27 protein-coding genes and 1 riboswitch are annotated in these 25,644 nt (G+C 61.3%); of the genes, 15 read left to right on the top strand and 12 right to left on the bottom strand.

Features of this window, described 5'->3' with window-relative positions:
- Nucleotides 1-131 precede the first annotated feature (131 nt).
- From thiD to thiE, 3 genes are all read right to left on the bottom strand, one after another.
- Nucleotides 132-941, bottom strand: a complete 810-nt coding sequence (gene thiD / locus DN611_RS00215) for a bifunctional hydroxymethylpyrimidine kinase/phosphomethylpyrimidine kinase (protein WP_119310378.1) — start codon at nt 939-941, stop codon at nt 132-134.
- Between the two features lie 112 nt (nt 942-1,053).
- Nucleotides 1,054-1,692, bottom strand: coding sequence for an HAD family hydrolase (locus DN611_RS00210; RefSeq protein ID WP_025544588.1), 639 nt, complete (start codon nt 1,690-1,692; stop codon nt 1,054-1,056).
- Complete coding sequence (gene thiE, locus DN611_RS00205; RefSeq protein WP_025544587.1) at nt 1,689-2,330, bottom strand: thiamine phosphate synthase; 642 nt, start codon at nt 2,328-2,330, stop codon at nt 1,689-1,691. Before thiE ends, DN611_RS00210 begins: the two co-directional genes overlap by 4 nt.
- 368 nt (nt 2,331-2,698) lie before the next feature.
- On the opposite strand from thiE, the gene DN611_RS00200 reads away from it, so the two are divergent.
- Nucleotides 2,699-3,370 (top strand): CPBP family intramembrane glutamic endopeptidase, encoded by a 672-nt coding sequence (locus DN611_RS00200; protein ID WP_051365607.1) that lies wholly within the window; start codon nt 2,699-2,701, stop codon nt 3,368-3,370.
- Between the two features lie 174 nt (nt 3,371-3,544).
- The gene (locus DN611_RS00195; RefSeq protein ID WP_119310377.1) at nt 3,545-4,294 is read left to right on the top strand and encodes a sulfite exporter TauE/SafE family protein; all 750 of its coding nucleotides are present in this window, start codon (nt 3,545-3,547) and stop codon (nt 4,292-4,294) included.
- Between the two features lie 50 nt (nt 4,295-4,344).
- Here DN611_RS00195 and DN611_RS00190 read toward each other — a convergent pair whose 3' ends face one another.
- From DN611_RS00190 to rpsT, 4 genes are all read right to left on the bottom strand, one after another.
- Nucleotides 4,345-4,968 carry a TatD family nuclease-associated radical SAM protein gene (locus tag DN611_RS00190; RefSeq protein ID WP_119310376.1) on the bottom strand — a complete coding sequence of 208 codons (624 nt, stop codon included), beginning with the start codon at nt 4,966-4,968 and terminating at the stop codon, nt 4,345-4,347.
- A gap of 20 nt (nt 4,969-4,988) precedes the next feature.
- Nucleotides 4,989-5,945, bottom strand: coding sequence for a hypothetical protein (locus DN611_RS00185; RefSeq protein ID WP_119310375.1), 957 nt, complete (start codon nt 5,943-5,945; stop codon nt 4,989-4,991).
- On the bottom strand, nt 5,942-6,718 hold the full coding sequence (locus DN611_RS00180; protein WP_119310374.1) for a TatD family hydrolase: 777 nt from the start codon (nt 6,716-6,718) through the stop codon (nt 5,942-5,944). The genes DN611_RS00185 and DN611_RS00180 overlap by 4 nt, the downstream gene beginning before the upstream one ends.
- Nucleotides 6,719-6,863: 145 nt before the next feature.
- Complete coding sequence (gene rpsT / locus DN611_RS00175; RefSeq protein ID WP_025544580.1) at nt 6,864-7,127, bottom strand: 30S ribosomal protein S20; 264 nt, start codon at nt 7,125-7,127, stop codon at nt 6,864-6,866.
- Nucleotides 7,128-7,320: 193 nt separating this feature from the next.
- Here rpsT and gpr point away from each other — a divergent pair, with 193 nt between their 5' ends.
- Entirely contained in the window at nt 7,321-8,217 is an 897-nt protein-coding gene (gene gpr, locus DN611_RS00170; RefSeq protein ID WP_036631190.1) for a GPR endopeptidase, read from the top strand.
- Nucleotides 8,218-8,383: 166 nt separating this feature from the next.
- On the opposite strand, the gene DN611_RS00165 is transcribed toward gpr, so the two are convergent.
- Complete coding sequence (locus DN611_RS00165) at nt 8,384-9,139, bottom strand: exodeoxyribonuclease III (protein ID WP_119310373.1); 756 nt, start codon at nt 9,137-9,139, stop codon at nt 8,384-8,386.
- A 210-nt stretch (nt 9,140-9,349) separates the two neighbouring features.
- Here DN611_RS00165 and metG point away from each other — a divergent pair, with 210 nt between their 5' ends.
- Nucleotides 9,350-11,401 (top strand): methionine--tRNA ligase, encoded by a 2,052-nt coding sequence (gene metG / locus DN611_RS00160; protein ID WP_119310372.1) that lies wholly within the window; start codon nt 9,350-9,352, stop codon nt 11,399-11,401.
- A gap of 339 nt (nt 11,402-11,740) precedes the next feature.
- Here the strand turns inward: metG and thpR are convergent, their stop codons facing one another.
- Nucleotides 11,741-12,241, bottom strand: coding sequence for an RNA 2',3'-cyclic phosphodiesterase (gene thpR / locus DN611_RS00155; protein ID WP_119310371.1), 501 nt, complete (start codon nt 12,239-12,241; stop codon nt 11,741-11,743).
- 93 nt (nt 12,242-12,334) lie between these two features.
- On the opposite strand from thpR, the gene DN611_RS00150 reads away from it, so the two are divergent.
- On the top strand, nt 12,335-12,994 hold the full coding sequence (locus DN611_RS00150) for an HAD family hydrolase (protein WP_021751038.1): 660 nt from the start codon (nt 12,335-12,337) through the stop codon (nt 12,992-12,994).
- A 60-nt stretch (nt 12,995-13,054) separates the two neighbouring features.
- On the opposite strand, the gene thiM is transcribed toward DN611_RS00150, so the two are convergent.
- Nucleotides 13,055-13,849 carry a hydroxyethylthiazole kinase gene (gene thiM, locus DN611_RS00145; protein ID WP_021751037.1) on the bottom strand — a complete coding sequence of 265 codons (795 nt, stop codon included), beginning with the start codon at nt 13,847-13,849 and terminating at the stop codon, nt 13,055-13,057.
- A gap of 24 nt (nt 13,850-13,873) precedes the next feature.
- Complete coding sequence (gene thiW, locus DN611_RS00140) at nt 13,874-14,389, bottom strand: energy coupling factor transporter S component ThiW (RefSeq protein WP_021751036.1); 516 nt, start codon at nt 14,387-14,389, stop codon at nt 13,874-13,876.
- A gap of 308 nt (nt 14,390-14,697) precedes the next feature.
- A riboswitch (TPP riboswitch) is annotated at nt 14,698-14,800 on the bottom strand.
- Nucleotides 14,801-14,992: 192 nt separating this feature from the next.
- Here thiW and rpsF point away from each other — a divergent pair.
- The 4 genes from rpsF (at nt 14,993) to DN611_RS00120 (ending at nt 17,113) form a co-directional block, all read left to right on the top strand.
- Nucleotides 14,993-15,289, top strand: a complete 297-nt coding sequence (gene rpsF / locus DN611_RS00135; RefSeq protein WP_021751113.1) for a 30S ribosomal protein S6 — start codon at nt 14,993-14,995, stop codon at nt 15,287-15,289.
- 12 nt (nt 15,290-15,301) lie between these two features.
- The gene (locus DN611_RS00130) at nt 15,302-15,754 is read left to right on the top strand and encodes a single-stranded DNA-binding protein (protein ID WP_021751114.1); all 453 of its coding nucleotides are present in this window, start codon (nt 15,302-15,304) and stop codon (nt 15,752-15,754) included.
- A 25-nt stretch (nt 15,755-15,779) separates the two neighbouring features.
- The gene (rpsR, locus tag DN611_RS00125; RefSeq protein ID WP_021751115.1) at nt 15,780-16,031 is read left to right on the top strand and encodes a 30S ribosomal protein S18; all 252 of its coding nucleotides are present in this window, start codon (nt 15,780-15,782) and stop codon (nt 16,029-16,031) included.
- Between the two features lie 161 nt (nt 16,032-16,192).
- Entirely contained in the window at nt 16,193-17,113 is a 921-nt protein-coding gene (locus DN611_RS00120) for an AEC family transporter (RefSeq protein ID WP_021751116.1), read from the top strand.
- Between the two features lie 75 nt (nt 17,114-17,188).
- Here the strand turns inward: DN611_RS00120 and DN611_RS00115 are convergent, their stop codons facing one another.
- Entirely contained in the window at nt 17,189-18,709 is a 1,521-nt protein-coding gene (locus DN611_RS00115; RefSeq protein ID WP_025544710.1) for a 4Fe-4S dicluster domain-containing protein, read from the bottom strand.
- A 435-nt stretch (nt 18,710-19,144) separates the two neighbouring features.
- Here DN611_RS00115 and DN611_RS00110 point away from each other — a divergent pair, with 435 nt between their 5' ends.
- The 6 genes from DN611_RS00110 to DN611_RS00085 all read left to right on the top strand — a co-directional run bounded on the left by DN611_RS00110 (nt 19,145) and on the right by DN611_RS00085 (nt 25,589).
- On the top strand, nt 19,145-20,158 hold the full coding sequence (locus DN611_RS00110) for an ABC transporter ATP-binding protein (protein WP_119310370.1): 1,014 nt from the start codon (nt 19,145-19,147) through the stop codon (nt 20,156-20,158).
- The gene (locus DN611_RS00105) at nt 20,142-21,008 is read left to right on the top strand and encodes an ABC transporter permease subunit (protein WP_021751120.1); all 867 of its coding nucleotides are present in this window, start codon (nt 20,142-20,144) and stop codon (nt 21,006-21,008) included. Before DN611_RS00110 ends, DN611_RS00105 begins: the two co-directional genes overlap by 17 nt.
- A gap of 16 nt (nt 21,009-21,024) precedes the next feature.
- Nucleotides 21,025-22,443 carry a Gldg family protein gene (locus DN611_RS00100; RefSeq protein ID WP_025544707.1) on the top strand — a complete coding sequence of 473 codons (1,419 nt, stop codon included), beginning with the start codon at nt 21,025-21,027 and terminating at the stop codon, nt 22,441-22,443.
- Between the two features lie 17 nt (nt 22,444-22,460).
- Entirely contained in the window at nt 22,461-23,498 is a 1,038-nt protein-coding gene (locus DN611_RS00095) for a DUF4340 domain-containing protein (RefSeq protein WP_119310369.1), read from the top strand.
- 113 nt (nt 23,499-23,611) lie between these two features.
- The gene (locus tag DN611_RS00090; protein ID WP_021751123.1) at nt 23,612-24,295 is read left to right on the top strand and encodes a response regulator transcription factor; all 684 of its coding nucleotides are present in this window, start codon (nt 23,612-23,614) and stop codon (nt 24,293-24,295) included.
- A 67-nt stretch (nt 24,296-24,362) separates the two neighbouring features.
- Nucleotides 24,363-25,589: a sensor histidine kinase gene (locus DN611_RS00085; RefSeq protein ID WP_021751124.1), complete on the top strand. Its 1,227-nt coding sequence runs from the start codon at nt 24,363-24,365 to the stop codon at nt 25,587-25,589.
- Nucleotides 25,590-25,644 lie beyond the last annotated feature (55 nt).

Here is a 25,644-nt window from a genome sequence, read left to right as displayed (position 1 = left end):
AATACCTGAAATCATTTTGTTCAGTCTGGTGATTCCAAATAGATCCCGCCATCGGAACCGCCGTTTTTCTGCGCAAAAACAACAGGAGGACAGCGGATAAAACCGCTGTCCCCCTGTTGTCTGCAAACTGGTCAATCTGCCTTTTCCGTACAGTAGATGCTCTTCAGGTCGAACATGTGATTCATGGGGCCGGAACCGCGTCCCAAGTCCAGCATGGCCCCCAGAGCGCCGGAGATGTAAGCCTTGGCCCGCTCCACCGCCGTGTCCAGGTCAAAGCCCTTCGCCAGATTGGAGGCGATGGCGCTGGACAGGGTGCAGCCGGTGCCGTGGGTGTTGGGGTTGTTGATCCGCTTTCCGTGGAACCACTTGCCGCTGCCGCAGCGCCACAGCAGGTCATCGGCGTCGTTGATCTGGTGGCCGCCCTTGCACAGCACGGCGCAGCCGTACTGCTCGCTGATGGCCCGGGCCGCCGCCTCCATGTCTGCGGCGCTGCGGATCGTCATGCCGGAGAGGATCTCCGCCTCAGGGATGTTGGGGGTCAGTACCGTGGCCAGGGGCAGCAGGAGCTCCTTCAGGGCGGAGACCGCGTCCTCCGTGATGAGCCGGTCCCCGGAGGTGGCCACCATCACCGGGTCCACCACCAGATTTTTGGCCCCATACTCCTTCAGCTTGGCCGCGATCACCCGGATCAGCGGAATGCTGGAGACCATGCCGGTCTTCACCGCGTCGGGGAAGATATCTGTGAACACGCAGTCCAGCTCCTCCGCCAGAAAGTCCGGCGTACACTCCACAATGCTCTTGACGCCGGTAGTGTCCTGGGCCACCAGAGCCGTCACCGCACAGGTGGCGAACACGCCGTTGGCGGTCATGGTCTTGATATCTGCCTGGATACCGGCGCCTCCGCTGGGATCGGTCCCAGCGATCGTCAATGCTGTCTTCATATCGATGCTTCCTTTCCTGATGCTTCTTTGCATTGAAGTTTTATCAAGCGGCGGAAGGTGGTGCCCCCGATCCGCCGCTGGAAGCGGCCCGCTGGCCGCGGTTCCCCGTCCCTTACGGGACCCAGTCGCCCAGGTCCCGCACGTACCAATCCGCCAGGGCTTTCAGCGCGGCCTGATCCTCTTCGGCAGAGGCGTCCCAGACGCCGCAGACCCGGAAGCCTGCCTCGTGGGCGGTCCTGGCAGCGTGAAGGGCATCCTCAAACACCACCGTCTCCGCCGGAGCGGTCCCCAGACGGCGGGCGGCCTCCAGATAGATGTCCGGCCGGGTCTTGCCGCCGTACTGAACACAGCTGACGGCGAAGCGGAAGTGCGGCCACAGTCCCAGCCGTTCCATGGCGGAGCGGGCCTGGAACGCCTCGCTGGCGGTGGCGATGCAGCAGGAGATGCCGGAATCCGCCAGCCGGGCCAGCAGCCGGTCCGCCCCGGGCTTCAAGGGCACCCGGGACCGGTACTCCTCCGTCACCAGATCGTTGAGGGTGTCCATCAGCTCCTCCGGCGTGGTGGAGAGGGAGAAGCGGCTTCGCAGGTACTCCGCCGCCTCCCGGCGGCCCATCTCCTTCAGGTCCCGGGCCAGATCCTCCGGCGGGTCACCGCCGTACCGGCGCATCAGATCCACCGGGGCCTTCTGCCAGATGTACATGGAGTCCGTCAGGGTCCCGTCCAGGTCAAAGATGGCGCCCCGGATGTTCATCGGGCGATCTCCTCCGAGAGCCGCAGCAGCTCCTCCGCCGCCGCCTTCACGTCGGCTTGGGCGAACAGGGCGGAGACCACCGCCACGCCGTCCAGGCCGCAGTTCTTCAACTCCAGAATATTGTCATGGCTGATGCCGCCGATGGCCACCACCGGGATGTCCACCGCCGCCGTGATGGCCCGGATGGTCTCCCGGGAGATGGGCTTGGCGTCCGTCTTGGTGCCGGTGACGAAAGCCGCGCCCACGCCCAGGTAGTCCGCCCCCGCCGCCTGGGCGGCCAGGGCCTCTTCCACGGAGTGGGCGGAAACGCCGATCAGCTTGTCCGGCCCCAGCAGCTCCCTAGTCCGGCCCGCCTCCAGATCCTCCTGGCCCACATGAACGCCGTCCGCCCCGGTCTGGGCGGCGATCTCCACATTGTCGTTGATGATGCTGACAGCGCCCTTTTCCCGGCACAGGGCCACGAACCGCTCCGCCTCCGCCAGGAAATCCGCCTGTCCCATGTGCTTTTCCCGCAGCTGGACGATGCCCGCCCCGCCGTCGACGGCTGCCGCCACCTGACGGAGCAGGCCCTCCGCGTCATGAGTCCAGGCCCGGTCCGTCACGGCATATAGCCGCAGCCGCTTGGGGTCGATCTTCATATCACTCCATCCTCTCTGTCAAAAAAACCGCGGACATACCAAGAACGGTCGTCCGCGGCTGTGCGCCTCATGATTTCCCTACGTTGGCATGATCCACATCAGGTAAAGGGTCAAGACCTGGCTGGCCTCCTCTCAGCCCGCGCCAGCGGGCTCCCCATTTTCTCGCCTCTTATCATACGCCTTTTTCCCGGGAAATGCAAGCAAAACCGCCTGCTGGGCTCCGGCTCTAGATAGTGGAATGATAGCGCACAACCCCGGCGAATTCACCTGCTGCCTTGCGCAAAACTTTTTTCTATTCTATAATGGTAAAAATGAGACATAGGCAATATAAAAGCAGCAGATTTATATTTGGGAGGCAGATAATACTGATGGCTATGAATAAAGAAAAAGCGTCGGGTATTATTGTTCTTGTTATAATATGTTGTGTTTTTATGGCACTCATTGAAACAATCATTGAACCGGCATATATTGTCAAATCCGCGCTTAAAGTCGCGGTATTTTTATTATTGCCATTGGTATATGCAAAAATAACCCATACAAAATTACTGGATGAATTCTTTAAAATCGACAAGAGGGGCATGATGAAATTATTTGTGCTGGGCTCTTTTATCTATGCGGTGATTCTGGGTGCGTATACTTTGACAAAAAACTTCTTCGACTATGCGTCGTTGGTTCAGTCGCTTTCAGCGGATCAAAAAGTCAACAGCGGCAGCTTTATTGGGGTGGCTCTCTATATTTCCTTTTGCAATTCCTTTCTGGAGGAATTTTTCTTTCGTTTCGTTGCATTTATCAGATTATCCAAATACACAGCCCGAAAAATAGCATATATATTCAGTTCAGGCATGTTTGCAGTTTATCATATTGCAATGATTGGAATGTCATTTCCGCCGTTGATGTTGCTTTTGGCTTTAATAGGATTGGCGATTGGCGGGCTGCTTTTTGACTATGTAGATAGCAAAAATGAAAATATCTATCATTCATGGGTTATCCATATGTTTGCGGATTTTGCAATCATGACGATATGGTATCTTTATATTTAAATCTGCACTTATTGGAATTCCCCGGCAAATCGTTTATCGATTTGCCGGGGATGCCTCTACCGACACAAACCTGGAACAGGGAGTCCATTTTTTCCGCCGGAGGCAGAATGCCGTTTCCTTTCCGCTGAAAATGTGGTATATAATGAGGGGTGAAAATCTGGGAGGGAACATACAATGACGCTTTCAACCGCACTGTTTATCTTTGCCGCGCAGCTGCTGGCCTATCTGGTCAAAGGGCTGATCGGCTTCGGCAACCCCCTGATCTCCGCGCCGATTTTGTCCATGGGCCTGGACAATGTGGTCATCACCCCGGGTACGCTGCTGCTGGACTGCCCGGTGAACGCCTGGATCACCTGGAAAAACCGGCACAGCTTCCAGTGGCGGAAGATCCTGCCGTTGCTGGCGGCCAACTTCTGCGGCGTGATCCCCGGCACGCTGCTGCTGCGCTTTTCCATGCCCTGGGTCATCAAAACCGTGCTGGGCGTCGTCGTGGTGCTTTTAGGGCTGGAGATGGCCACCCGCTCCCTGCGGCCGGTGAAGCCGGACCGGAAGGACCGGCCCTGGCTGCGGCTGGCGGTGTCCGCGTTCTCCGGCGTGTGCGCGGGCCTCTTCGGCATCAACATGTTCATCGTGGCCTACCTCCAGCGAACAGCCAGAGATTACAGCGAGTTCAAGGGGAGCATGTGCTTTCTCTTCTTTGGGGAGAATGCGGTGCGGGTAGTGACTTATCTAGTCACCGACCTGTTCACCGGCCCGGTGCTGCTGTTCGCCCTGGCGTCTGTTCCCGCGGCGGTGCTGGCCATGGGCCTGGCGGCGTGGCTGGGGCCCCGGCTGGAAGAGGAAAAGCTCCAAAAGGGCGCCATCGTCCTCTTCCTCCTGGGCGGCGTCAGCATCATCGTGAAGTCCGTGGTATTCCATACATAAGCTCAGGAAAAAGAGACGCCCCTGCGGGCGTCTCTTCATATCTGCATTTGTCAGTCCGCAATGTACTCCCGCACCCGGTAGGTGGCGCCGATCTCCTCCTCGCAGATCTTCCGGCAGTTCTCGATCTCCTCTTTCGGGATGGTGTCCACCACGGTCATCATCACGGTGGGCACATACTTGAGGACCTCTCTCGTGAAGTCCTTCATGGCCTGGTAGGCGTTTTCCTGCTGGGGGTGGCACAGGGCGTTGTACTTCTCCGCCGTGTCGGTGTTCAGGGAGACAGACACCATATCGAACCGGCCCGCGAACTCCGGGGCGATGTCCCGGCCGTTGATGAGGGAACCGGTGCCGTTGGTGTCCATCCGGGTGAAGATCTTGGTGCCGTGGGCCTTCATCTGGTCGATGACCCAGCAGATGTCGTCGAACCGGTAGGTAGGCTCACCGAAGCCCACGAACACCAGCTGCTTGTATTGGGAGAGGTCGTGGCTCTCGATGGAGGAAAGGATCTCCTCCTTCGTGGGCTCCCGCTTTAGCCACAGGTTATGGGTGTAGATGCTGCCGCCGGAACCCTGGTTGTGCCGCAGGCAGAACGCGCAGTTGAAGTTGCACCGGTTGGTGGGGTTCACATACAGGTTGTCCCCGTATTCATAGGTGATGGTAAAGCCCTTTTCCATAAATATCGCTCCTTGCGTAATCAGGATAAGCTGTTCAGATGAAAGTCCGACAGCGTGAAGATGCCGTTTTCATAGGAGATGGCAGCGGTAATCTCCGCCGCATACCAGTCATAGGGGATTTCCCTCCCCTCCAACATCGCAGAACCCGTAAAGAAAAGATCGCTGCCGTTCCCATCCGTACCGGATTGCACGGAAAAATTGGCCCATCTTCCGGTAGAGGTGTCCTCGATCATGGCCGGATTGAGGTCCGGAAACTGTGTCTGGATCTCGTCTGTGAGGTCCACCAGATCCGCGCCCAAGACGGTGTAGGTCCGGTCCCCGTCCGACACCACCGACAGCAGGCCGGAGAGGTCCTCCTGCCACAGTGACTCCGGAAAGCAGTAGTCCGTCAAGGTGCCGTCCCCGTCTTTTTTGACCACGTGAAGCTCCTCAATAGAAGTCCCGGTGCCGCTGTCCACATGATTGATGACAACGACCTCCTCCTGCCCGTCGGAGTCCACATCCCAGCACCAAAGCTGCGGCTCCACAATCAACGGGCCGCCGAAGGACCAGGAAAACTCCGCCAGACTGTCACCCCAGCGCAGCAGGGCTGAGCTGTCAAGCCACTTTGTCACGCCGTAGAGGGAGAGCTCCCGCTCCGGCAGTTCTGCCAAAAGGCCCACCGGGTCATGGTTCCAGCGGCTTTCACCGATCCAGTCCTTCAGCCCGATCACCTCCGTGGGCAAATCATAGGGTTCCTCCGGCGCCTGCCCCGCCGTTACCACGGCGGGGGCGGAGAGGGGTTCCGCCGGGGCGGTTGCCGGCGGGGATTCGGCAGGCGCGGTTGAAATAGGCTCCGGCGGGGATTCAGCAGCCGCTTCATTGGTTTCCGCCAGAGCGGAATCCGGCCAGGAGTCCGTTGGCGTCACTGTCTCTGACGGCGCGCCGCAGCCCGCCAGCAACAGGCAGGCCAGGACCATCAGAAACGCTTTTTTCATACCTTCCCCTCCAGCCCAAACAGCCGCAGGCCATTGTTCCAGGTGTGCGCCGCCATCTCCTCCGGGGAGATGCCCTTCCACTCCGCCAGTTTTTCCACAATGTAGGGGAGATTCCGGCTGTCGTTCCGCCTGCCCCGGTTGGGCACCGGGCTCATGTAGGGCGCGTCCGTCTCCACCACGATCCGGTCCAGGGGCGTGACGGCCACGACCTCCGGCGCCCGGCGAGCGTTTTTGTAGGTCACCGGACCGTCAAAGCCCAGATACCAGCCCCGCTTCAGCAGCTCCTCCGCCATTTCGGGACTGCCGGAGAAGCAGTGGAATACGCCCCGCACCCCGGGGAACTCCTTTACGATCTCCAGGCTGTCTCCGTGGGCCTCCCGGTCGTGGACGATCACCGGCAGCTCCAGCTCCAGCGCCAGCTCCAGCTGGCGGCGGAACACCATCTGCTGGAATTCCTTTGGCGGATTCTCCGCCCAGTAGTAGTCCAAGCCGATCTCTCCGATGGCGACCACTTTTTTCTCCCGGCACAGGTCCCGGATGGCGGAAAAATCCGCGGCCGTGCAGCCGGCGCAGTCCTCCGGATGGATGCCTGCGGCGGCGAACAGCCAGGGGCGGCTCTCCGCCAGGGCCAGGGCGGAGCGGGAGCTCTCCACGTCCACCCCGGGGATCACCACAGCCCCCACTCCGGCGTCCGGCAGGGCGTCCAGCAGCCCCTTCCGGTTCTGGTCAAAGGCGTCGTCGTTGTAGTGGGCGTGGGTGTCGAACAGCGGCATGGCAGTCACCTCTTCAGCGGAATTCTGATCCTACGGACGATTATAACACGCCCTGCGGAAAAGAAAAGGGCCAGAATCGGGAAAAGCCCCCTGGCCAGAAAACAAAAAAGGACATCCGAACGGATGTCCTTTTGGCCCGATATGATCAGCCGATCTTGTTGAGCTTCAGGGTCATGGCGCTCTTGCGATGAGCGGCCGTATTCTTGTGCAGAATGCCCTTGGCAACAGCCTGATCGACTTTCTTCACTGCAACCTTGTACGCGCCATCGGCCTCGGTGCGATTGCCTTCTGCGGCAGCAGCCTCGAACTTCTTGATGGCGGTCTTCAGTTCGGACTTCGCGGCCTTGTTGCGGGCGTTGCGCACTTCGGCGATCAGAACGCGCTTCTTGGCAGACTTGATATTCGGCAAACCAAACACCTCCTTAGGCAGAAAATTTGACTGTGGGAACCAGTTCCCACCATGCAGAATGATATTTTAACAGGGAACGGCGCAAAAAGCAAGCCTTTTTTTATATTTTTCGGGCTAAAATTGTATATCGTGCCGCCTACCGCAAAACCTAGTGAGCAGACCACTAGATTTTGTGTTTGGGAGGCGGTTCGCATTGTTCATAAAACGTACCGACCTGGCCCTGGAGGCCCGGGAGCTCTGGCAGGAGTCCGCGGAGCGGACCACCCGCCTCATGGGGGTGAAGGCGACCAAGAGCAAGCTGGAGGGATACCCAGTCACCCGGGTGGACATCCTGGACCACCGGGGCGAGGAGGCCCTGGGCAAGCCCCAGGGCAGCTATTTCACCATTGACCTCACCACCTTCTGGCAGCGGAAGGCGGACTTTTTCGAGCGGGCGGTCCGGGCCGTGGGCACGGAGCTGAAGGCCCTGCTGCCGGTGGAGGGCTCCGCCCTGGTGGTGGGCCTGGGCAACGCAGCCATGACGCCGGACGCCGTTGGCCCCCTGGCATTGGACAGCGTGCTGATCACCCGGCACCTGCTCTCCGCCATGCCGAAGCAGTTTGCCGGGTTCCGGCCGGTGTCGGCCTTCCGCACCGGCGTGCTGGGCACCACCGGCGTGGAGTCCGCGGAGGCGGTGCGGGGCCTGGTGGCGGAAGTCCAGCCCGCCATGGTCCTGGCCATCGACGCCCTGGCCTCCCGCCGGTGCGGGCGGGTGTGCGCCACGGTGCAGCTCAGCGACACGGGGATCATCCCCGGCTCCGGCGTGGGCAACCACCGGGCGGCGCTGAACCGGGAGACGCTGGGGGTGCCGGTGTTCGCCATCGGCGTGCCCACGGTGGTGGACTCCGCCACCCTGGCGGCGGACATTCTGGAGGAGTCCGGCGTGGAAAAGGTGGATGAGGAACGGCTGCGCGGGGAGCATGATGCCTTCATGGTCACTACCCGGGACATCGACCAGCAGGTGCGGGATCTGAGCAAGGTGGTGGGCTACGGCATCAACTGGGCCCTCCAGGATCTGGAGATCGAGGAGATGAACGCCCTGTTGAGCTGAAACAGGACCGGACCCAGCAGGTCCGGTCCTGTTTTCCGATGCAAAGCATCACAAACCTTTGAAATGTGCCGTTTCCCCGCACTCTTCAGGGCAGCCGGAAATGATGCAAAAAGACTTCATGTGCAGGATTTGCCGATGTTCGTGGCGCATCGAACGCGCGTGAAGTTTATACATCCAGATCCAGTACCACCGGGCAGTGGTCGCTGCCCAGCACCTCGCTCCAAATATCGGCGTTCCGGATTTTGTCCTTCAGCCGCTCCGACACGATGAAGTAGTCGATCCGCCACCCGGCGTTGTTCTTCCGGGCATTGAAGCGGTAGCTCCACCAGGAGTAGGCCCCGGTCTTGTCCGGGTACAGATACCGGAACGTGTCCACAAAGCCGCTGGAGAGGAGCTTCGTCATCTTCTCCCGCTCCTCGTCGGTAAAGCCGGGGTTGCGGCGGTTGGGACCGGGATTTTTGATATCGATCTCCTGGTGGGCCACGTTCAGGTCCCCGCAGTACACCACAGGCTTTTTGGCGTCCAGATCCAGCAGGTAGTCCCGGATGTCGTCCTCCCAGGCCATGCGGTAGTCCAGCCGGGCCAACTGATCCTTGGAGTTTGGAGTGTAGCAGCACACCAGGTAGAAGTCCGGGTACTCCGCCGTGATGACCCGCCCCTCGTGGCGGTGCTCATCGATACCGAAGTCATAGGTCACGGAGAGCGGCTGGCGCCGGGTGAACACCGCGGTGCCGGAATAGCCCGCCTTGTCGGCGCTGTTCCAGTAGCGGTGATAGCCGGGCAGATCAAATTCTGCCTGCTCCGGGCGCATCTTCGTCTCCTGCAGGCAGATGATGTCCGCGTCGGCCACGGCACAGAAGTCCAGAAATCCCTTGCCCAGGCAGGCCCGCAGGCCGTTGACGTTCCAGGATACCAGTTTCATGGGCGCATCCTCCCTTGTGAAAATCATACAGCGTTCCTATTGTATCGGAATTTTGCGAAAAATACAATCCCCACGAGGAGAGGCGGCTTGTGTGACGGCCCGTTTTTCGCATCTTCCCTTGTATTTTTTGGATTTTCAAACTATAATAATAATTCAGGCAAATACCGGCGCTCTTCCATTCGGAGCTGCCGTTTTAAAGGAGAGAATCCCATGGAAAAGAAAAAATTCTATATCACAACGCCCATCTACTATCCCTCGGACAAGCTCCACATCGGCCACACCTACTGTACGGTGGCCACGGACACGCTGGCCCGGTATCACCGCCTGCGGGGCGAGGACGTCATGTTCCTCACCGGCACGGACGAGCACGGCCAGAAGATCGAGACCAAGGCCAGGGAGGCCGGCGTCACTCCCAAGGAGTTCGTGGACAACATCGTAGAGGGAGACCGGGGCGTGAAGGACCTGTGGAAGCTGATGAACATCTCCAACGACCGGTTCATCCGCACCACCGACGACTACCATGTGGAGAGCGTCCAGAAGATTTTCAAGAAGATGTACGACAAGGGCGACATCTACAAGGGCACCTACAAGGGCAAATACTGCACCCCCTGCGAGTCCTTCTGGACCGAGAGCCAGCTGGTGGACGGCAAGTGCCCCGACTGCGGCCGGGAGGTGCAGGACGCGGAGGAGGAGGCCTACTTTTTCCGCCTGAGCAAGTACGCCGACCAGGTCCGGGATCTGCTGGAGAACACCGACTTCCTCCAGCCCCGCAGCCGCGTCCACGAGATGGTGAAGAACTTCCTGGACCCCGGCCTGGAGGATCTGTGCGTCTCCCGCACCAGCTTCTCCTGGGGCATTCCGGTGGACTTCGATCCCAAGCACGTAGTCTATGTGTGGGTGGACGCCCTCAGCAACTATATCACCGCCCTGGGCTATGACAACGACCGCTACCACGACTACGACAAGGGCTGGTGGCCCGGCGTCAACATCGTGGGCAAGGAGATCGTCCGGTTCCACTCCATCATCTGGCCCGCCATGCTGATGAGCCTGGGCGAGCCGGTGCCCAAGCACGTGTTCGGCCACGGCTGGCTGCTGCTGGACGGCGGCAAGATGTCCAAGTCCAAGGGCAACGTGGTGGACCCGTATATCCTGGCGGAGAAGTTCGGCGTGGACGCCCTGCGGTTCTTCCTGATGCGGACGTTCCCCTTCGGCTCCGACGGCAACTTCTCCAACGAACTGCTGATCCAGACCATCAACACCGACCTGGCCAACGACCTGGGCAACCTGGTCTCCCGCACCACCGCCATGGTGGGCAAGTACTTTGGCGGAGCGCTGCCTGCCGGGTGCGGCGCCACGGAGATGGAGAAAGAGACCGCCAGGTCTGCCGCAAGCCGGGCATCCACGATGTGCTTCGGATCTGACGATCCCAACGATCCGGTCCTCTTTGACCTGGACCTAGTGAGCAAGGCCGCGGGGCTCCGGTTCGACTATGAGGAGGACATGGAGACCTTCGCCCCCCACAAGGCTCTGGACGAGATCTTCAAGGTCATCCAGCGGGCCAACAAGTATATCGACGAGAACGCCCCCTGGGCCCTGGCAAAGGATATGGAGACCAACGGCAAGCGGCTGGCCCATGTGCTGTACAACCTGCTGGAGGCCACCCGCATCTGCGGCATCCTACTGACGCCCTTCATGCCGGAGAGCTGTGAAAAGCTCTTTGCCCAGATCGGCGCCCCTGCGGAGAGTCGGACCTGGGACGCCGCGGCGGAGTGGGGCGCTCTGCCTGAGACCGCTGCCGTCACCAAGGGCGAGAACCTGTTCCCCCGGCTGGACATGGACAAGGCCCTGGAGGAGCTGGAGGCCGCGGAGGCTGCGGCCAAAAAGGCCGCCCTGCCCGCCGTCGAGGTGGAGCCCCAGCTGACGGAGAAGGTGGATTTTGACACCTTCTGCAAGTCCGATTTCCGGGCGGTGAAGGTGAAGGCCTGCGATGCCGTGAAGAAGAGTGAGAAGCTGCTGAGATTCACTCTGGATGACGGCACCGGTGTGGACCGGCAGATCCTCTCCGGCATCCACAAGTGGTATGAGCCGGAGGATCTGGTGGGCAAGACCCTGATCGCCATTGTGAACCTGCCGCCCCGGAAGATGATGGGCCTGGAGAGCAACGGCATGCTGATCTCCGCCGTCCACACCGAGCACGGTGAGGAGTGCCTGCACCTCATCATGGTGGATGATTCCATCCCGGCGGGCGCGAAGCTGTGCTGAGGGCTTCGAGGGGGAGCAGGCTGACACCGTTGCGGCATTGCAATTCCCGGCCCTGTTCGGGCCGCCAATCGCGCCGCTGCCTCGAAACAGACTCACTTTTTCCGCCGCTGGCGGCATTTCGGCTGTTTCCCCTCGACCTCCCCCACCACCAGTCTGCGGACTGGTGTGTGCGCCCAGGGCGCACGGGTCAAGGGATTTTTGCCACGTACACGCCGCGGCGAAAATGATTGAAATTTCTTCGTTCGCCAACGGCGAACGAACTGGGGAAAACCTTAGGTTTTCCCCTAGACCCCCTTTCCGCTGCAAAAACAGCCGGCACCTAACGGTGCCGGCTGTTTTTTAACGCAGGGATTTGTGGGAGAGTTCTGTGTAGATCCGTTTGCCGTCAATCTGGTCTGACCGCAGGAGGGAGATCTGCCGGACCACCATGCTCGCGTGGGGGACGGTCACCTGCGGGACCTCGCCCCGCCAGCGGCGGACCAGGGTGATGTGGGGCAGCCAGGGGCGGTCCTCCTGGCAGAAGCCCCGGGAGCGGAGGTCCGCCTGCAGGGACACGGCCAGCTCCTCCAGGGCCGGATCTGCTCGAACACCGGCCCACCACAGGTCGCCGAAATGCCCCGGCGGGCCGCCCACCGCCAAGGAGAAAGGTCGGCAGGATACCTCCGACAGGGCGGCCCGGGCCCTGGCCGGGTCCTCTGCCTCCCCCAGGAAGGCCAGGGTCAGGTGCAGGTTCTCCGGCGGCGGGAAAGAGCCCCTGCCCTGGCGGCGCAGGGCGTCCTGAGCGGTCAGCAGTGCTTCCCGCACCGCGGGGGACAGCTGGATGGCCAGAAAGAGACGCATGAATTTTTCCTCCTTTTCACGGGGTTTTCATTGCGCTTTTGCCTGCTCCGGTGGTACAATAGGGACCATCGGCAACAGACGAAAGGAGTTCCCATGAGACTGCAAAGCGCGATTTTTGATATGGACGGCACCCTGCTGGACTCCATGCCTATCTGGCGGGACCTGGGTACCAGCGTCCTGCGGGGCCTTGGCATCGAGCCCGAGCCGGAGACCGACGAGATGCTGAAGACCCTCTCCCTCCGGCACGGGATCGCCTACTGCAAGGAGCACTACCACCTCCCCCAGACGGAGGAGGAGCTGATCGGCCGGGTAGTGGACCGGGTCGCGGATTTCTATCAGCATGAGGTCCAGGCAAAGCCCGGCGTGGACAAGTTTCTGTCCCTTCTGAAGATGGAGGGCGTGTGGATGTATGTGGCCACTGCCACGGACCGCCCTCTGGCGGAAGCAGCCCTCCGCCATGCAGGGATCGACCACTACTTCCGGGGACTTATCACTGTGGCGGAGGTGGGGGTCGGCAAAAAGGAGAGCGCCGAGATCTACGAGCGGGCTATGCGCCGCCTTCAGTCCAACAAGAAGGACACGGTGGTGTTTGAGGACGCCTTCCACGCCATCCAGACCGCCAAGGCCGCCGGGTTCCGGGTGGCGGCGGTGTACGACGCGTCCGAGGAGGCACACCAGGAGGAGATCCGCGGGCTGGCGGACTACTATATCCGTTCCTTTGAGGAGATGTTTGAGACCCGGGAGCTGGAGTGATCGCCTGCCTCGCAAAACAGAAGGCCCGTCCGGTCCGTCAGGACCGGGCGGGCTTCTTTGTCAGAGAGTCAGGATCTCCGCCTCGCGGGCGGCGTCAGATGCCGTCAGCGTATTGGCGGCGTCCAGCAGCGCCGTGCGGAAACTGCCGCTGCCCCGGTCTGCGGCCAGGTGCTCCGCCCGGCGGGCGCAGATCTTCCAGAAGGCGGAGGCCAGGGCAGCCGCCGCGGCGGCGTCCGGCTCCACGGCGGCGAACACACCGCACAGCACCGACAGCATACAGCCCGTGCCGGTGACGAGAGACATCCGGCCGCTGCCGCCGGTGACGCACCAGACCCGCGCCCCATCGGTGATGAGATCCTCCGGACCGGAGAGCAGCACCGCCGTTCCGCGGCGCCGGGCCAGGTCCATGGCGGTGTCCCTCCGGGCTTCCCGGCTGGCGGGCAGCGGGCTGTCCACCCCTTGTTCCTGCCCATCCGACCCCAGCAGGGCCCGGGCCTCCCCCAGATTCACTCGCAGGATGGACGGGGTGAACAGGTCCAGCAGCGCCCGGACCTGTCCCAGCCGCCAGGGACTTGCGCCCACCCCTACCGGGTCTAGCACCACCGGATGACGGGCGGAGACGGCGCAGATCCGGCAGGCCCGGAATTTCTCCGCATCCGGGGTGCCGGTGTTCAGCACCGTGGCGTCGCTGACGGCGGAGATGGCTTCCATCTCTTCCGGTGCCTGGGCCATCATGGGACTGGCGCCAACGGCCAGGGCCAGATTGGCGCAGTCGTTGGCGGTGACGATATTGCTGACGCAGTGGATCAGGGGCCGCTGGCGGCGGACTTTGTCCAGACGGGTGAAATCAAGCATGGAAGGACCCTTTCTCAGTTGGGATCAATGCTCCAATGCGGCCCGCATGGATTTGAGGGCGCCGCTCTTCTGGAGGGTGAATACCAGGATGCCGGCCAGAATGGAGCCGCCCACGGTGGAGACCAGGAAGGGCACCACATAGGCGTAAAAGGCGATGGAGCCGGCCACTACGCCCATAAAGGCCACCGCCACAGGATAGGACAGCAGGCCGCCGATGATGCCGGTGCCGAACACCTCGCCCGCCAGGGTCGCGGGCAGATTCCTGGTCTTCCAGTAGACCAGGCCGCACAGCAGGGCGCCGCACATACTGCCTGGGAAGGCCAGGAGGCTGCCTAAGCCGAAGATGTTGCGCAGCAGGCTGGCCAGGAAGGCCACGGCCACGCCGTAGCCCGGGCCCAGGAACACGGCGCAGATGACATTGACCATGTGCTGCACTGGCGCGCACTGGCTGCCGAATACGGGAAACTGAAGCATACTGCCCACCACGGCCACGGCGCACAGCACGCCTGCCAGGGCCAGCTTCTTGGAATTGGTTTTCATAGAGATCGCTCCTTTGATCCATCAGAATTTGCAGGGAGAAAACAGCGTGCGAAACAGCGTTTTCCCCTTGCCATGCAAGGTCGGCAGGCGGGCATCCGCCTGCTGTGGAAAATCGGTCGAGGCTTTCTGGCCTCCTCTCACGCCGGAACACGGCTTCCCATCGCTGTTTTGCCGGCCCAGGCCCAGGGCGCTCCCCCTCAGCCCGCTCCCGGTGGTCCCCGGGGCGCCGGATGTTGTTTTCGCCGATGCACATCCCTTCCGTCTCAAAGTAAAAAACAGCGGGCGCCTGAGAGGGTGCCCGCCGTGCCGGATGCTCATACATAACTTCCTACGGTGGCATTACCCACATCAGGTAAAGGGTCGAAGCGGTCCGCTTCCTCTCAGCCCGTGAGGGCTCCCCTGTTTTTGTCGCATTTATTATGACACCGCCCGCGGGAATTTGTCAAGCAGTATCTTGTGTAAAGATTTGCCCCCCTATAGAGCCGGGAGAAAAATTCCTTGACATTTCCAGAAATTCCGATATAATAATATGGCTTGCAGTCTGCAGGCATATCCTTGCTCCCATCCCGAATGGGGGCCATTTGTCCAGAAGGAGGTGCAAATATGGCAAAGGTTTCTGCCAATTATGAGGTCGTGTATATCATCGACCCTGCACAGGGTGAGGAGAACACCGCCGCGCTGGTGGCCAAGTTCAAGACCCTGGCTGAGCAGAATGGTTCCGCTGTGGAAGTGGAAGAGTGGGGCAGCCGCAAGCTGGCTTATCCCATCAACTACAAGACCGAGGGTTATTACGTCCTGATGACCTTCACCAGCGAGCCTTCTTTCCCGAAGGAGCTGGACCGTGTTCTGCGGATCACGGACGGCATCATGCGTTCCCTGATCGTCTGCAAGGGCGAGTAAGGGGGCATTGATATGCTCAACAAGATCATCATCATGGGTCGTCTGACCCGGGACCCCGAGCTGCGCCGCACCGGAAGCGGCACCGCCGTCACGTCCTTCTCCCTGGCTGTGGACCGGGACTTTAAGTCCCAGAGCGGCGAAAAGGAGACCGATTTTATCGACGTGGTGGCCTGGCGCAGCACCGCGGAGTTTGTCAGCAAATACTTCACCAAGGGCCGCATGGCCGTGGTGGAGGGCCGGCTGCAGATCCGCGATTGGACGGACAAGGACGGCGGCAAGCGCAGAAGCGCCGAGATCGTCGCCGACAATGTCTACTTCGGGGATTCCAAACGGGACGGCGCCGGCGATTTCGGCGGCGCACCCGCTTCTTACAGCGCCCCCATGGGCGGCCGCAACGCCGCACCGATGGGCGGACAATCCGATTTCGCCGAGATCGGCGAAGAGGACGGCGAACTGCCGTTCTGACTTTTGATAAAGGAGGAACCATTTCATGGCTTTTGATCGTGAAGCGAGACCCGCTCGCCCCAACCGCGGCAAGCGCCGCAAGGTCTGCCAGTTCTGCGCGGACAAATGCGAGTATATCGATTACAAAGACGCCGCCAAGCTGCGCCGCTTTGTCTCTGAGCGTTCCAAGATCCTGCCCCGCCGGACCACCGGCACCTGCGCCATGCATCAGCGTCAGCTGACCGAGGCCATCAAGCGCGCCCGGCAGATCGCCCTGCTGCCCTACGTCACCGACTGAGGCAGACCGTGACTGAACAAAGGCTCCCCCATCCGCTGGATGGGGGAGCCTTTTTACTGCAGTCCCAGTTTTTTTACGCTATATAAACTTTCTGGTTGTTTTTCCTCTTTTGGCGTGGTACGATTAAACTCGCACCTGTGTGTAGATGGAGGAACGTTTTCATGGTATTGATGCTGCTTGAACAGATCGTACAGCTTTTTCTGTGTATCGTCCTGGGCTGGCTCCTGGTCCGCCTGCATCTGCTGAAGCCGGAGGACAGCCGGGTTCTGTCCAAAGTCTGTCTGTATCTGGTCACTCCCTGCGTCATCATCAACGCCTTCCAGCTCCAGCGTACGCCGGAGCTGCTTCAGGGTCTGGCCCTCTCCCTTGGGGCCGCCATTGGCATCCACGCTCTGTTTTTCATTGCCACGGCCTTACTGCACCGCCCCCTGCGTCTGACGCCGGTGGAACAGGCCTCCCTGATTTACACCAATTCCGGTAACCTCATCATCCCCCTGGTGACTGCGGTCCTGGGGCCGGAGTGGGTCATCTATTGCAGCATGTTTCAGTTGGTGCAGCAGTTTCCCATGTGGAGTCACTGCCGGATTATTCTGAGTGGTGACCGGAATGTCTCGCTGAAAAAAATTCTCCTGAATGTCAACATCATTTCCGTGTTTGTGGGTGTGCTGCTGTTTCTGCTGAACCTGCCCCTGCCTACGGTAATCGCCGGTACCATGAAGTCCATTGCCTCCACCATCGGCCCCCTCAGCATGTTTGTCGCCGGCATGCTCATGGGAGAGCAGAACCTGCTGGCGGTCCTGCGCATCCGCAGCATCTGGAAGGTGGCCTTCCTGCGGCTGATCGCCCTGCCGCTGGTGGTCCTGTGTATTTTCAAATACTCTGGCCTTGCGGCCCTGGTGCCGGACGGCCAGTCCATCCTGATGATCAGCCTGCTGGCAGCAAGTGCCCCTGCGGCGGCTAACGTCACTCAGATCGCTCAAGTTTACGGTCATGAAGGAGACTACGCCGGCGCCATTAATGTAATCACCACGCTTCTCTGTATCGGGACCATGCCGCTGATGGTTCTTCTGTACCAAATGTAAGCAGAACCACAGCTTTTCCGGAAAACGCACAAAGCGGGCCACCCTTTTGGGTGGCCCGCTTTCTTGCTTTAGCGGTTATTCCTCCACGTCTTTCAGACGGTCCACATAGGGGCTGGCGGTGCTGCTGACCTCCGCGGCCTCCTTCTTGAACTTCTCAACATTCAGGGTGCTCTCCCGCACGGGGGTGATGGTGCCGGCGCCGGCCACGCAGCCGCCGGGGCAGCCCATGCCCTCCAGCAGATAGCCGTTGCGCTTTCCGGCCTTGGCCATCATCAGCATCTTCTTGCACTCCCGCAGGCCGTCGCCGTACTCGATCTGTACCTCCCGGGTGGGGTCGATGTGCTTGATGGCCTCTACCACGGCCGCGGCCACGCCGCCGCCCACCGCGAAGCCGCGGCCCATGGAGGTGCCCTCGTTCAGGCCGTCCTCCGGGTCCGCCTCCAGGGTGGTGAAGTCGATGTTCTTGGCATCGAACATGCCCTGCAGCTCCTCAAAGGTCAGCACGTAGTCCACATCCGACCGGACAGATTTCCGGTTGGCCTCCAGCTTCTTGGCTGCGCAGGGCCCAATGAAGCAGATCCGGGCATCCGGATGGTCCTTCTTCACCATGCGGGCGGTGATCACCATGGGGGTGAGGGCCATGGAGATGCAGTCCTTGAACTCCGGGAACAGCTTCTTGGCCATGACGGACCAGGCGGGGCAGCAGCTGGTGCCCATGAAGGGCAGCTTCTCCGGCACCTCCGCCAGGAAATCCTTGGCCTCCTCCACGGTGCACAGGTCCGCGCCGATGGCCACCTCCACCACATCGTCAAAGCCCAGGATCCGCATGGCGGCCTTCAGCTTGGCAGGCGTGGCGGCCTTGCCGAACTGGCCCACAAAGGCGGGGGCCACGCAGGCGATGACCTTGGATCCGCGGTTCATGGCGTTGATGACCTGGAAGATCTGGCTCTTGTCCGCGATGGCGGCAAAGGGGCAGTTCACCAGGCACATGCCGCAGGAGACGCACTTGTCGTAGTTGATCTTGGCCCGGCCCAGCTCGTCGGATTCGATGGCGTCCATGCCGCAGGCTGCGGCGCAGGGGCGCTCAATCTTGCTGATGGCGTGGTAGGGGCACTGGTTGAAGCACCGGCCGCATTTGATGCACTTGTCCTGGTCAATGTGGCAATGCTTGTCCTTGTCCAGATAAATGGCATCCTTGGGGCACACATTCATGCAGGGATGGGACAGGCAGCCCTGGCAGCTGTCCGTAATCCGGATCTGCTTGGGGGGGCAGGCATTGCAGGCAAAGGAGATGATATTGACCAGGGGCTCCTCAAAATATTTGTCGTCGGCCGCGGCCGCCTCCTGGATACCGGCGCTGACGGGCGTCTGCTCGCCAGCGGGCTGCAGGCTCATGCCAAGGGCCAGCCGCACCCGCTCCTGGACAATGGCCCGCTCCAGAAACACGTCGTGGCGGTGGCGGGCCACCTCTCCGGGAACGATGGTGTAGGGGATCATGTCCACCCGCTTCAAATCCCCGCCCTCATAGGCCAGGCGGGCCACTTCGGTGAAGACATTGCGGCGGATCTCATCCACCGCGCTGTGTACGCCTCTCATTCTTTTTTCCTCCATTGTTCACCGGGCAGTCGCATTCTGAACCCGGCTACTTAGAATTGCGGAATCATTATATCGGAAACACCGGCTGTTTGCAAGAACAAGTCGGCGGAAAGTCCTGGACCGGCCGGATCTTTCCATCTTTTTCGCCCTTTTCGCGCAAGACAGCGTGCGGCGGAGGACGCCTGGTCATGGACGCCCTCCGCCGCACGCAGAGAGAAAGGAAATGAAAAATGAAAAAAGAGAGGGGGGATCAGTTATCCTTTTTGGAGGATGTCTGTATCATACCCCCAAAATCTAAAAACAACCTTTAAAAAGTTTGAACAGTTTATGAAGTTCTGTTCATTCTTTCAGATAGTTTTCAGTTTCTTTTTTTATACTGTGAAAGCTGACTGGGGCGGGCCCTGCCCGTCTCCATTCCTGAAGGAGGTTATTTGTGTGATCGAGGTCAAAAACCTTGTGAAGCGTTATGGCGACCACTATGCGGTGAACCATCTGAGCTTCACGGTGGAGGACGGCCAGATCTTCGGCTTCTTGGGGCCGAACGGCGCCGGAAAATCCACCACAATGAATATCATGACCGGCTATCTGGCGGCCACGGAGGGACAGGTCCTGGTGGAGGGCCACGATATTCTGGAGGAGCCGGAGGCCGCCCGTGCCTGCATCGGCTATCTCCCCGAGATCCCGCCGCTGTATCCTGATATGACGGTGGAGGAGTACCTGCGCTTCTGCGCGGAGCTGAAGAAGATCCCCAAGGAGCAGCGGACGGACCAGCTGACGAAGGTCCTGGCCCTGACCCATCTGGAGGATATGAGCGCCCGGCTGATCCGGAACCTGTCCAAGGGCTACCGCCAGCGGGTCGGCCTGGCCCAGGCCATCCTGGGCTTCCCCAAGATTATCATTCTGGACGAGCCCACCGTGGGCCTGGATCCCAAGCAGGTGGTGGAGATCCGGGATCTCATTCGGCATCTAGCAAAGGACCACACCGTGATCCTCAGCTCCCATATCCTCTCTGAGATCCGGGCGGTATGCGACCGGGTCCTCATCATCCGCAAGGGCCGGTTTGTGGTGTGCGACACCCCGGAGGACCTGGAGGAGAAGCTCTCCGCCGGAGGCTCCCTGGAACTGACGGCAAAGGCCGCGCCGGAGGCGGCGGGGGCCGTGCTGGACCGGGTGGCGGGCATCACCGGCCGGACCCTGCTGGGGCGGACGGAGGACACAGCCCGATTTGCCATCCACATGGAGAGGGACATCCGGGAGGCGCTGTTCTTCGCCTTTGCAGAGGCGGGGCTGCCCCTGCTGGAGCTGCGGCCCCGGACGGCCTCTCTGGAGGAGGTCTTCCTGGATCTGACGGACGATAACGATACGGTGGCCGCCCGGGCGGCGGCGCTGTTCCAGACCTCTGTGGAAACTGCGGAAAAGGAGGCGGTCGGCGATGAAAGCGATTTATAAGCGGGAGGTCAGCTCCTATTTCAACTCCATGATCGGCTGGATCTTCGTGGCGGTTCTGACGGTCTTCATCGGCATCTATTTCTTTGCCTACAACCTGTTTCAGGGATACCCCTATTTCTCCCTCTCTCTGGGCTCCTCTCTCTTCATTTTCATGGTGGTGGTCCCCATTCTCACCATGCGCTCCATGGCGGATGAGCGCCACACCAAGACAGACCAGCTGCTGCTGACGGCGCCGGTATCCGTCACCGCCGTGGTGCTGGGGAAGTACTTCGCCATGCTGACGGTGTTCGCCGTGCCGGTGGCCATTGCCTGCCTGTGCCCCCTCATCATCGCGCTGAACGGCACGGCCTTCCTGTTGGCGGACTACGGCGCCATTCTGGCCTTCTTCCTGCTGGGCGCGGTGGAGATCGCCGTGGGCATGCTGATCTCCTCTCTGACGGAGAGCCAGATCATCGCCGCAGTGGGCACCTTCGGCCTGCTGCTCCTGCTGTATCTGTGGGACGGCCTGGTGGGCTTTCTGCCCTCCACCGCCGTCGGGTCTCTGCTGGGCTTCTTCGTGGTGCTGATCCTGGTGTGCTTCCTCATCAACGCCCTGTCCAACAACTGGAAGGTCACAGCCGGCGTGCTGGTGGCCGGCGCCGCGGTGCTGATCGCCTTCTACCTGCGGGACTCCTCCGTCTTCGCCAACCTGCTGCCGGATGTGCTGGGCAAGTTCTCCCTGCTCTCCGCCTTCGACAGCTTTTCCACGGACCACGTCTTCGACGTTCCCGGGATCCTGCTGTACCTGTCCATCAGCGCGCTGCTGGTCTTTCTGACCGTCCAGGTCATCCAGAAGCGCCGGTGGAACTGAGAGGAGGCGTGTGAATATGGAACATCGTGATTGGAAAAACAGCCTGCAGGAGACCGCGGGGCGCCACGCCTCCCGCAGGGGCGCCTTCTCCGCCGGACTGACGGCCCTGGCCGTGGCGGCAGTGCTGGTGTTCAACCTGCTGGCGGCACAGCTGCCGGAGCAGTGGGCCCAGATCGACCTGACGGGCAGCGGGATCTACAACATCAGCGAGACCTCTCAGGACTACCTGGCGGGGCTGGAGGATGACGTGGTGATCCACGTGCTCACCGACAAGGACACACTGGATACCCGGATCGTCCGCTTTCTGGACATCTACGCAGATCTCAGCGACCACCTGACCCTGGAATACACCGACCCCACGGTCTATCCCTCCGCCCTGTCCCAGTACGGTGTGGGGGCGGATACCATCGTGGTCACCTGCGAGGCCACCGGCCGGCAGGAGTCCTTTGACATCAGCGACATAATCGGGTATGATATGATGTCGTATTACTATTACGGCACCTATACGGAGACGGACTTCGACGGGGAGAGCCTGCTGACCTCCGCCATCGACAGCGTGCTCACCGGCGTGACCCGGATGGTGTACGAGACCACAGGCCACAACGAGACCGCCGTCCCCATCAGCGTGAAGGAGCGGTTCACGCGGCTCCACATGTCCGTGGAGCGGGTGAACCTGCTCACCGACGGCGGCATCCCTGAGGACTGCTCCCTGCTGATCCTCAACGAGCCGGACCAGGATCTGGCGGACGATGAGCTGGATATGATCCTGAACTATCTGGCGGAGGGCGGCCAGGTGATCTACAACATGGCCGGTGAGCTGGTGGACCTGCCCAACTTCAACGCCCTGTGCGCCGCCTATGGAATGCAGGTGGCGGACGGCATGATCGCGGACACCTCCCAGGGCTATCAGAACAACCCCTATCTGTTCTTCGCGCAGGCGGACACCTCTGTGGATGCGGCCAGCAGCCTCACAAGTGATTCCATGGTCCTGTTTTATGCCTCCCGGGGCTTCACCCTGGCGGATCCCACCCGGGACACCATCACCGTCCAGCCCTTCCTAACCACCACGGAGAACGGCTATGCCGTGCTGGACGCGGACAACATGACCCAGGGGACCTATGTGGTGGGTGCCGTGGCCACGGAGGAGATCAGCGAGGACACCACCGCCCGGCTGACGGTCTACGGCGCGGACACGCTGATCAACACCGATGTGACCAACAGCTTTACCAATGTTGACAACGTGGATCTCTTCATCCACTCCGCCACTGTGGGCTTTGACGATGTATCCGCCATCTCTGTGGAGCCGGTGAGCCTGTTGACGCCCACCAATACCATCACGACCGGCGGCATCTGGGGCCTGCTGTTTATCCTGGTGATCCCCGCGGCGCTGCTGATCTACGGCTTTGTCCGCTGGATGCACCGCCGGAAACTGTGACGAAGGAGCATACAAGCATGAATCGAACACAGAAGAAGACGCTGGTTCTCCTGCTGGGGATCCTGGTGGGCCTGGGCATCCTGCTGGCGGTGGTCTCCGCCGTCAAGCGGTCCAGCGCCCAGCGGGAAGCTGAGGAGGCCGCCGCCCAGGACGCCGCCAGCGTCATCACGGAGACGGAGGCCGCCTATTCGTCCCTCACCTATGACAACGGCAGCGCCACGCTGTCCTTCCATCTGGACGAGGCGGGCAAGTGGGTCTGGTCCGACGACCCGGAGTTTCCCCTGGACGACTCCACCATCCAGTCGATCCTGACCCTTCTCACCAACCTCAAACCCCAGCAGACCATTACAGAGGGCGATACGCTGGAGGCCTATGGCCTGGACCAACCCTTCGCCACCCTGACCGCAGCCAAGCCGGACGGCGGGACGCTAACCATCTCCCTGGGCAACACCACTACGGACGGCAACAGCTACTATATGCTGATGAACGAACAGGAGAGTCCGGTGTATATCATCTCCAACTCCCTGTACACCGAGATGTCCAAGACCATCTATGACATGTGCGACCTGCCGGAGCTGCCCCAGCTGACGGAGGAAAACCTCCAGTCCGTCACCGTTGAGGGCGCCGCCAGCACCCTGTTGCGGCCCATCGACAAGGAGACCTCCACCGACGAGGAGACCGGGGAGGAGACGGTCACCGTCACCTGGGCTGCCAGCGGCGAGGACGTCACCGGCAACGCGGACACCGCCTCTCTGCTGGCGGAGCTGGGGGCGCTGACCTTCACCAAATGCGTGGACTACAAGCCCACAGACGAGGCCGCTGCCCTGTGCGGCTTTGATGCACCCCAGGCCACGGTTACCATTCTCTACCTGAACGACACCGGTACCGAGGGGACGCTGACCCTGACCTTCGGCAGCGAGAACCTGGACCAGACCGGCTACTACGTCCGCATGGAGGGGGATTCCACCATCTACCAGATGGACACCGCTTCGGTGGACACCATTCTCTCTGTGGCGGAGAATGGCCTGACTGCGGCGGACGCCACGGGCGAATAAACTCGATCTCGTTTCCCATCCGTCTCATCTGACCAGGGGGGAGCCCCCGGGCTCCCCCCTGTGTGGCGCTGCCGGCAGAAACGGCGCGCGATCCTGCAAACGGAGGTGATTTCATGCGCGTACTGGTGGTGGAGGATGAGGTCCGCCTGGCCGCCACCCTCCAGGACCTGTTGGAGCTGAACGGCTATACGGTGGACGTCTGCCACGACGGCGAGGCGGGGCTGGACAACGCCCTGACCTCCATTTATGACGTGATCCTGCTGGACGTGATGCTGCCCAAGCTGGACGGCTTCACCGTGCTGCGCCGCCTGCGGGCGGAGGGCAGCACCACGCCGGTGCTGATGCTCACGGCCCGGTCCGAGCTGACGGACCGGGTGAACGGGCTGGACTCCGGTGCGGACTACTATCTCACCAAGCCCTTTGAGCCCAAGGAGCTGCTGGCCTGCATCCGGGCCCTGACCCGCCGCCAGCCGGAGCTGCGGCAGACTGATGCCCTGAAATACGGAGACCTGCGGCTGGAGAAGACCTCCTTCACCCTCTCCTGCGGCGAGCGCTCCGTGCGGCTCAGCCGGAAGGAGTTCGACATGATGGAGATGCTGATGCTGAACCAGAAGCTGGTCATCACCAAGGAGAAGCTGCTGCTGAAGGTCTGGGGCTATGAGTCCGACGCAGAGGACAACAATGTGGAGGTCTACATCTCCTTCCTGCGGAAGAAGCTGGACCATCTCCACTCCCAGGTGAAGATCCGCACGATCCGCATGGTGGGCTACTGCCTGGAAGCGCCTGAGGAGGCGTAGTTTTCCACAAAGTCCACATTTTTCCACTTTTCCACAGAGTTTTCGACAGGAAGGGGGCGATCCTCCCATGATCCGAAAATTGCAGATCAAATTCGTGGCCATGTGCATGATTCTGGTGACCGCGGTACTGGGCGTGGTATTCACGGCTGTGTTTTTCTCCGCCAAGCAGAACATCGAGGTCATCAGCCATCAGGTGCTCCAGCGGGTCATGGAGGACGACACTCCCAGCGGCCGGCCGGATCTGGGGCTCAACCGGGGCGGGGAAGACGTTCTGCTGCCCTATTTCACGGTGAATCTCTGGGACCGCAGCGGAATCTACGAGGCCTTTGTCACAGGCGGGACCTATTCCAATCTGCAGGACACACAGGAGCTGCAGACCATTCTTACCGACTGTCTCCAGCAGAACCGGCCCGAGGGCACTATCCACAGCTACGGCCTGCGGTATCTGCGCCGGGACTATGGACTATACGAGCGCATCGCCTTTGTGGACATGTCCATGGAGCAGGCCACATTGCAGGAGATCATGGGCTCCTATCTGCAAATCGGTCTGGCGGCGCTGCTGCTGCTTCTGGGCGTCTCCATCCTGCTGGCCCGGTGGGCCACCCGCCCGGTGGCAAAAGCCTGGCAGCAGCAGCGGCAGTTCCTTTCCGACGCCTCTCACGAGCTGAAGACGCCGCTGACCGTGATCCTCTCCAATGCGGAACTGCTGGAGGCGGCGCCGCTGGAGGACCGCCCGGCCCGGTGGGCGGACAACATCCGCTCCGAGGCCGGACAGATGAAGTCCCTGGTGGAGGAGATGCTGACCCTGGCCCGGGCGGACAATGCGGTTCCCACGGCGGTGATGGGGGAGGTCTCGCTCTCCGACCTGGCCACGGACTGCGTACTGGCCTTTGAGCCGGTGGCCTTTGAGGCGGGAAAGCCCCTGGAGAGCGACATCACCCCCGACGTGACCGTCACCGGCGACGCCGACAAACTGCGCCAGCTGATCGGCGTCCTGCTGGACAACGCCATCAAGTATGGGCAGGCGGGGGGTACCATCAGCCTGACCCTGCGGCGCACAGACCGGCAGGCCCGTCTGCTGGTATCCAACCCCGGCGATCCCATCCCACCGGACCAGCTGGGCCGCCTGTTCGAGCGATTCTACCGGGCGGACGCCTCCCGGGGGGAGCAGTCCGGCTTCGGCCTGGGGCTGCCCATCGCCGCCTCCATTGCGACGGAGCACAAGGGAACTCTGAAGGCCGAGAGCGACCAGGCCTCCACCCGGTTCCTCTTCTCCATGCCGCTGAAAAAGTGAGCCATTGAAAAGAAGGGCTTTCCTTCCCGGGAGGGCCCTTTTTTTGTGCCGCTTG

It is taken from the genome of Oscillibacter sp. PEA192, assembly GCF_003574015.1.
Classification (GTDB): domain Bacteria; phylum Bacillota; class Clostridia; order Oscillospirales; family Oscillospiraceae; genus Oscillibacter; species Oscillibacter welbionis.
Note: the sequence above shows the minus strand (reverse complement) of the source record. Positions and strands in the feature narration are given on the sequence as shown.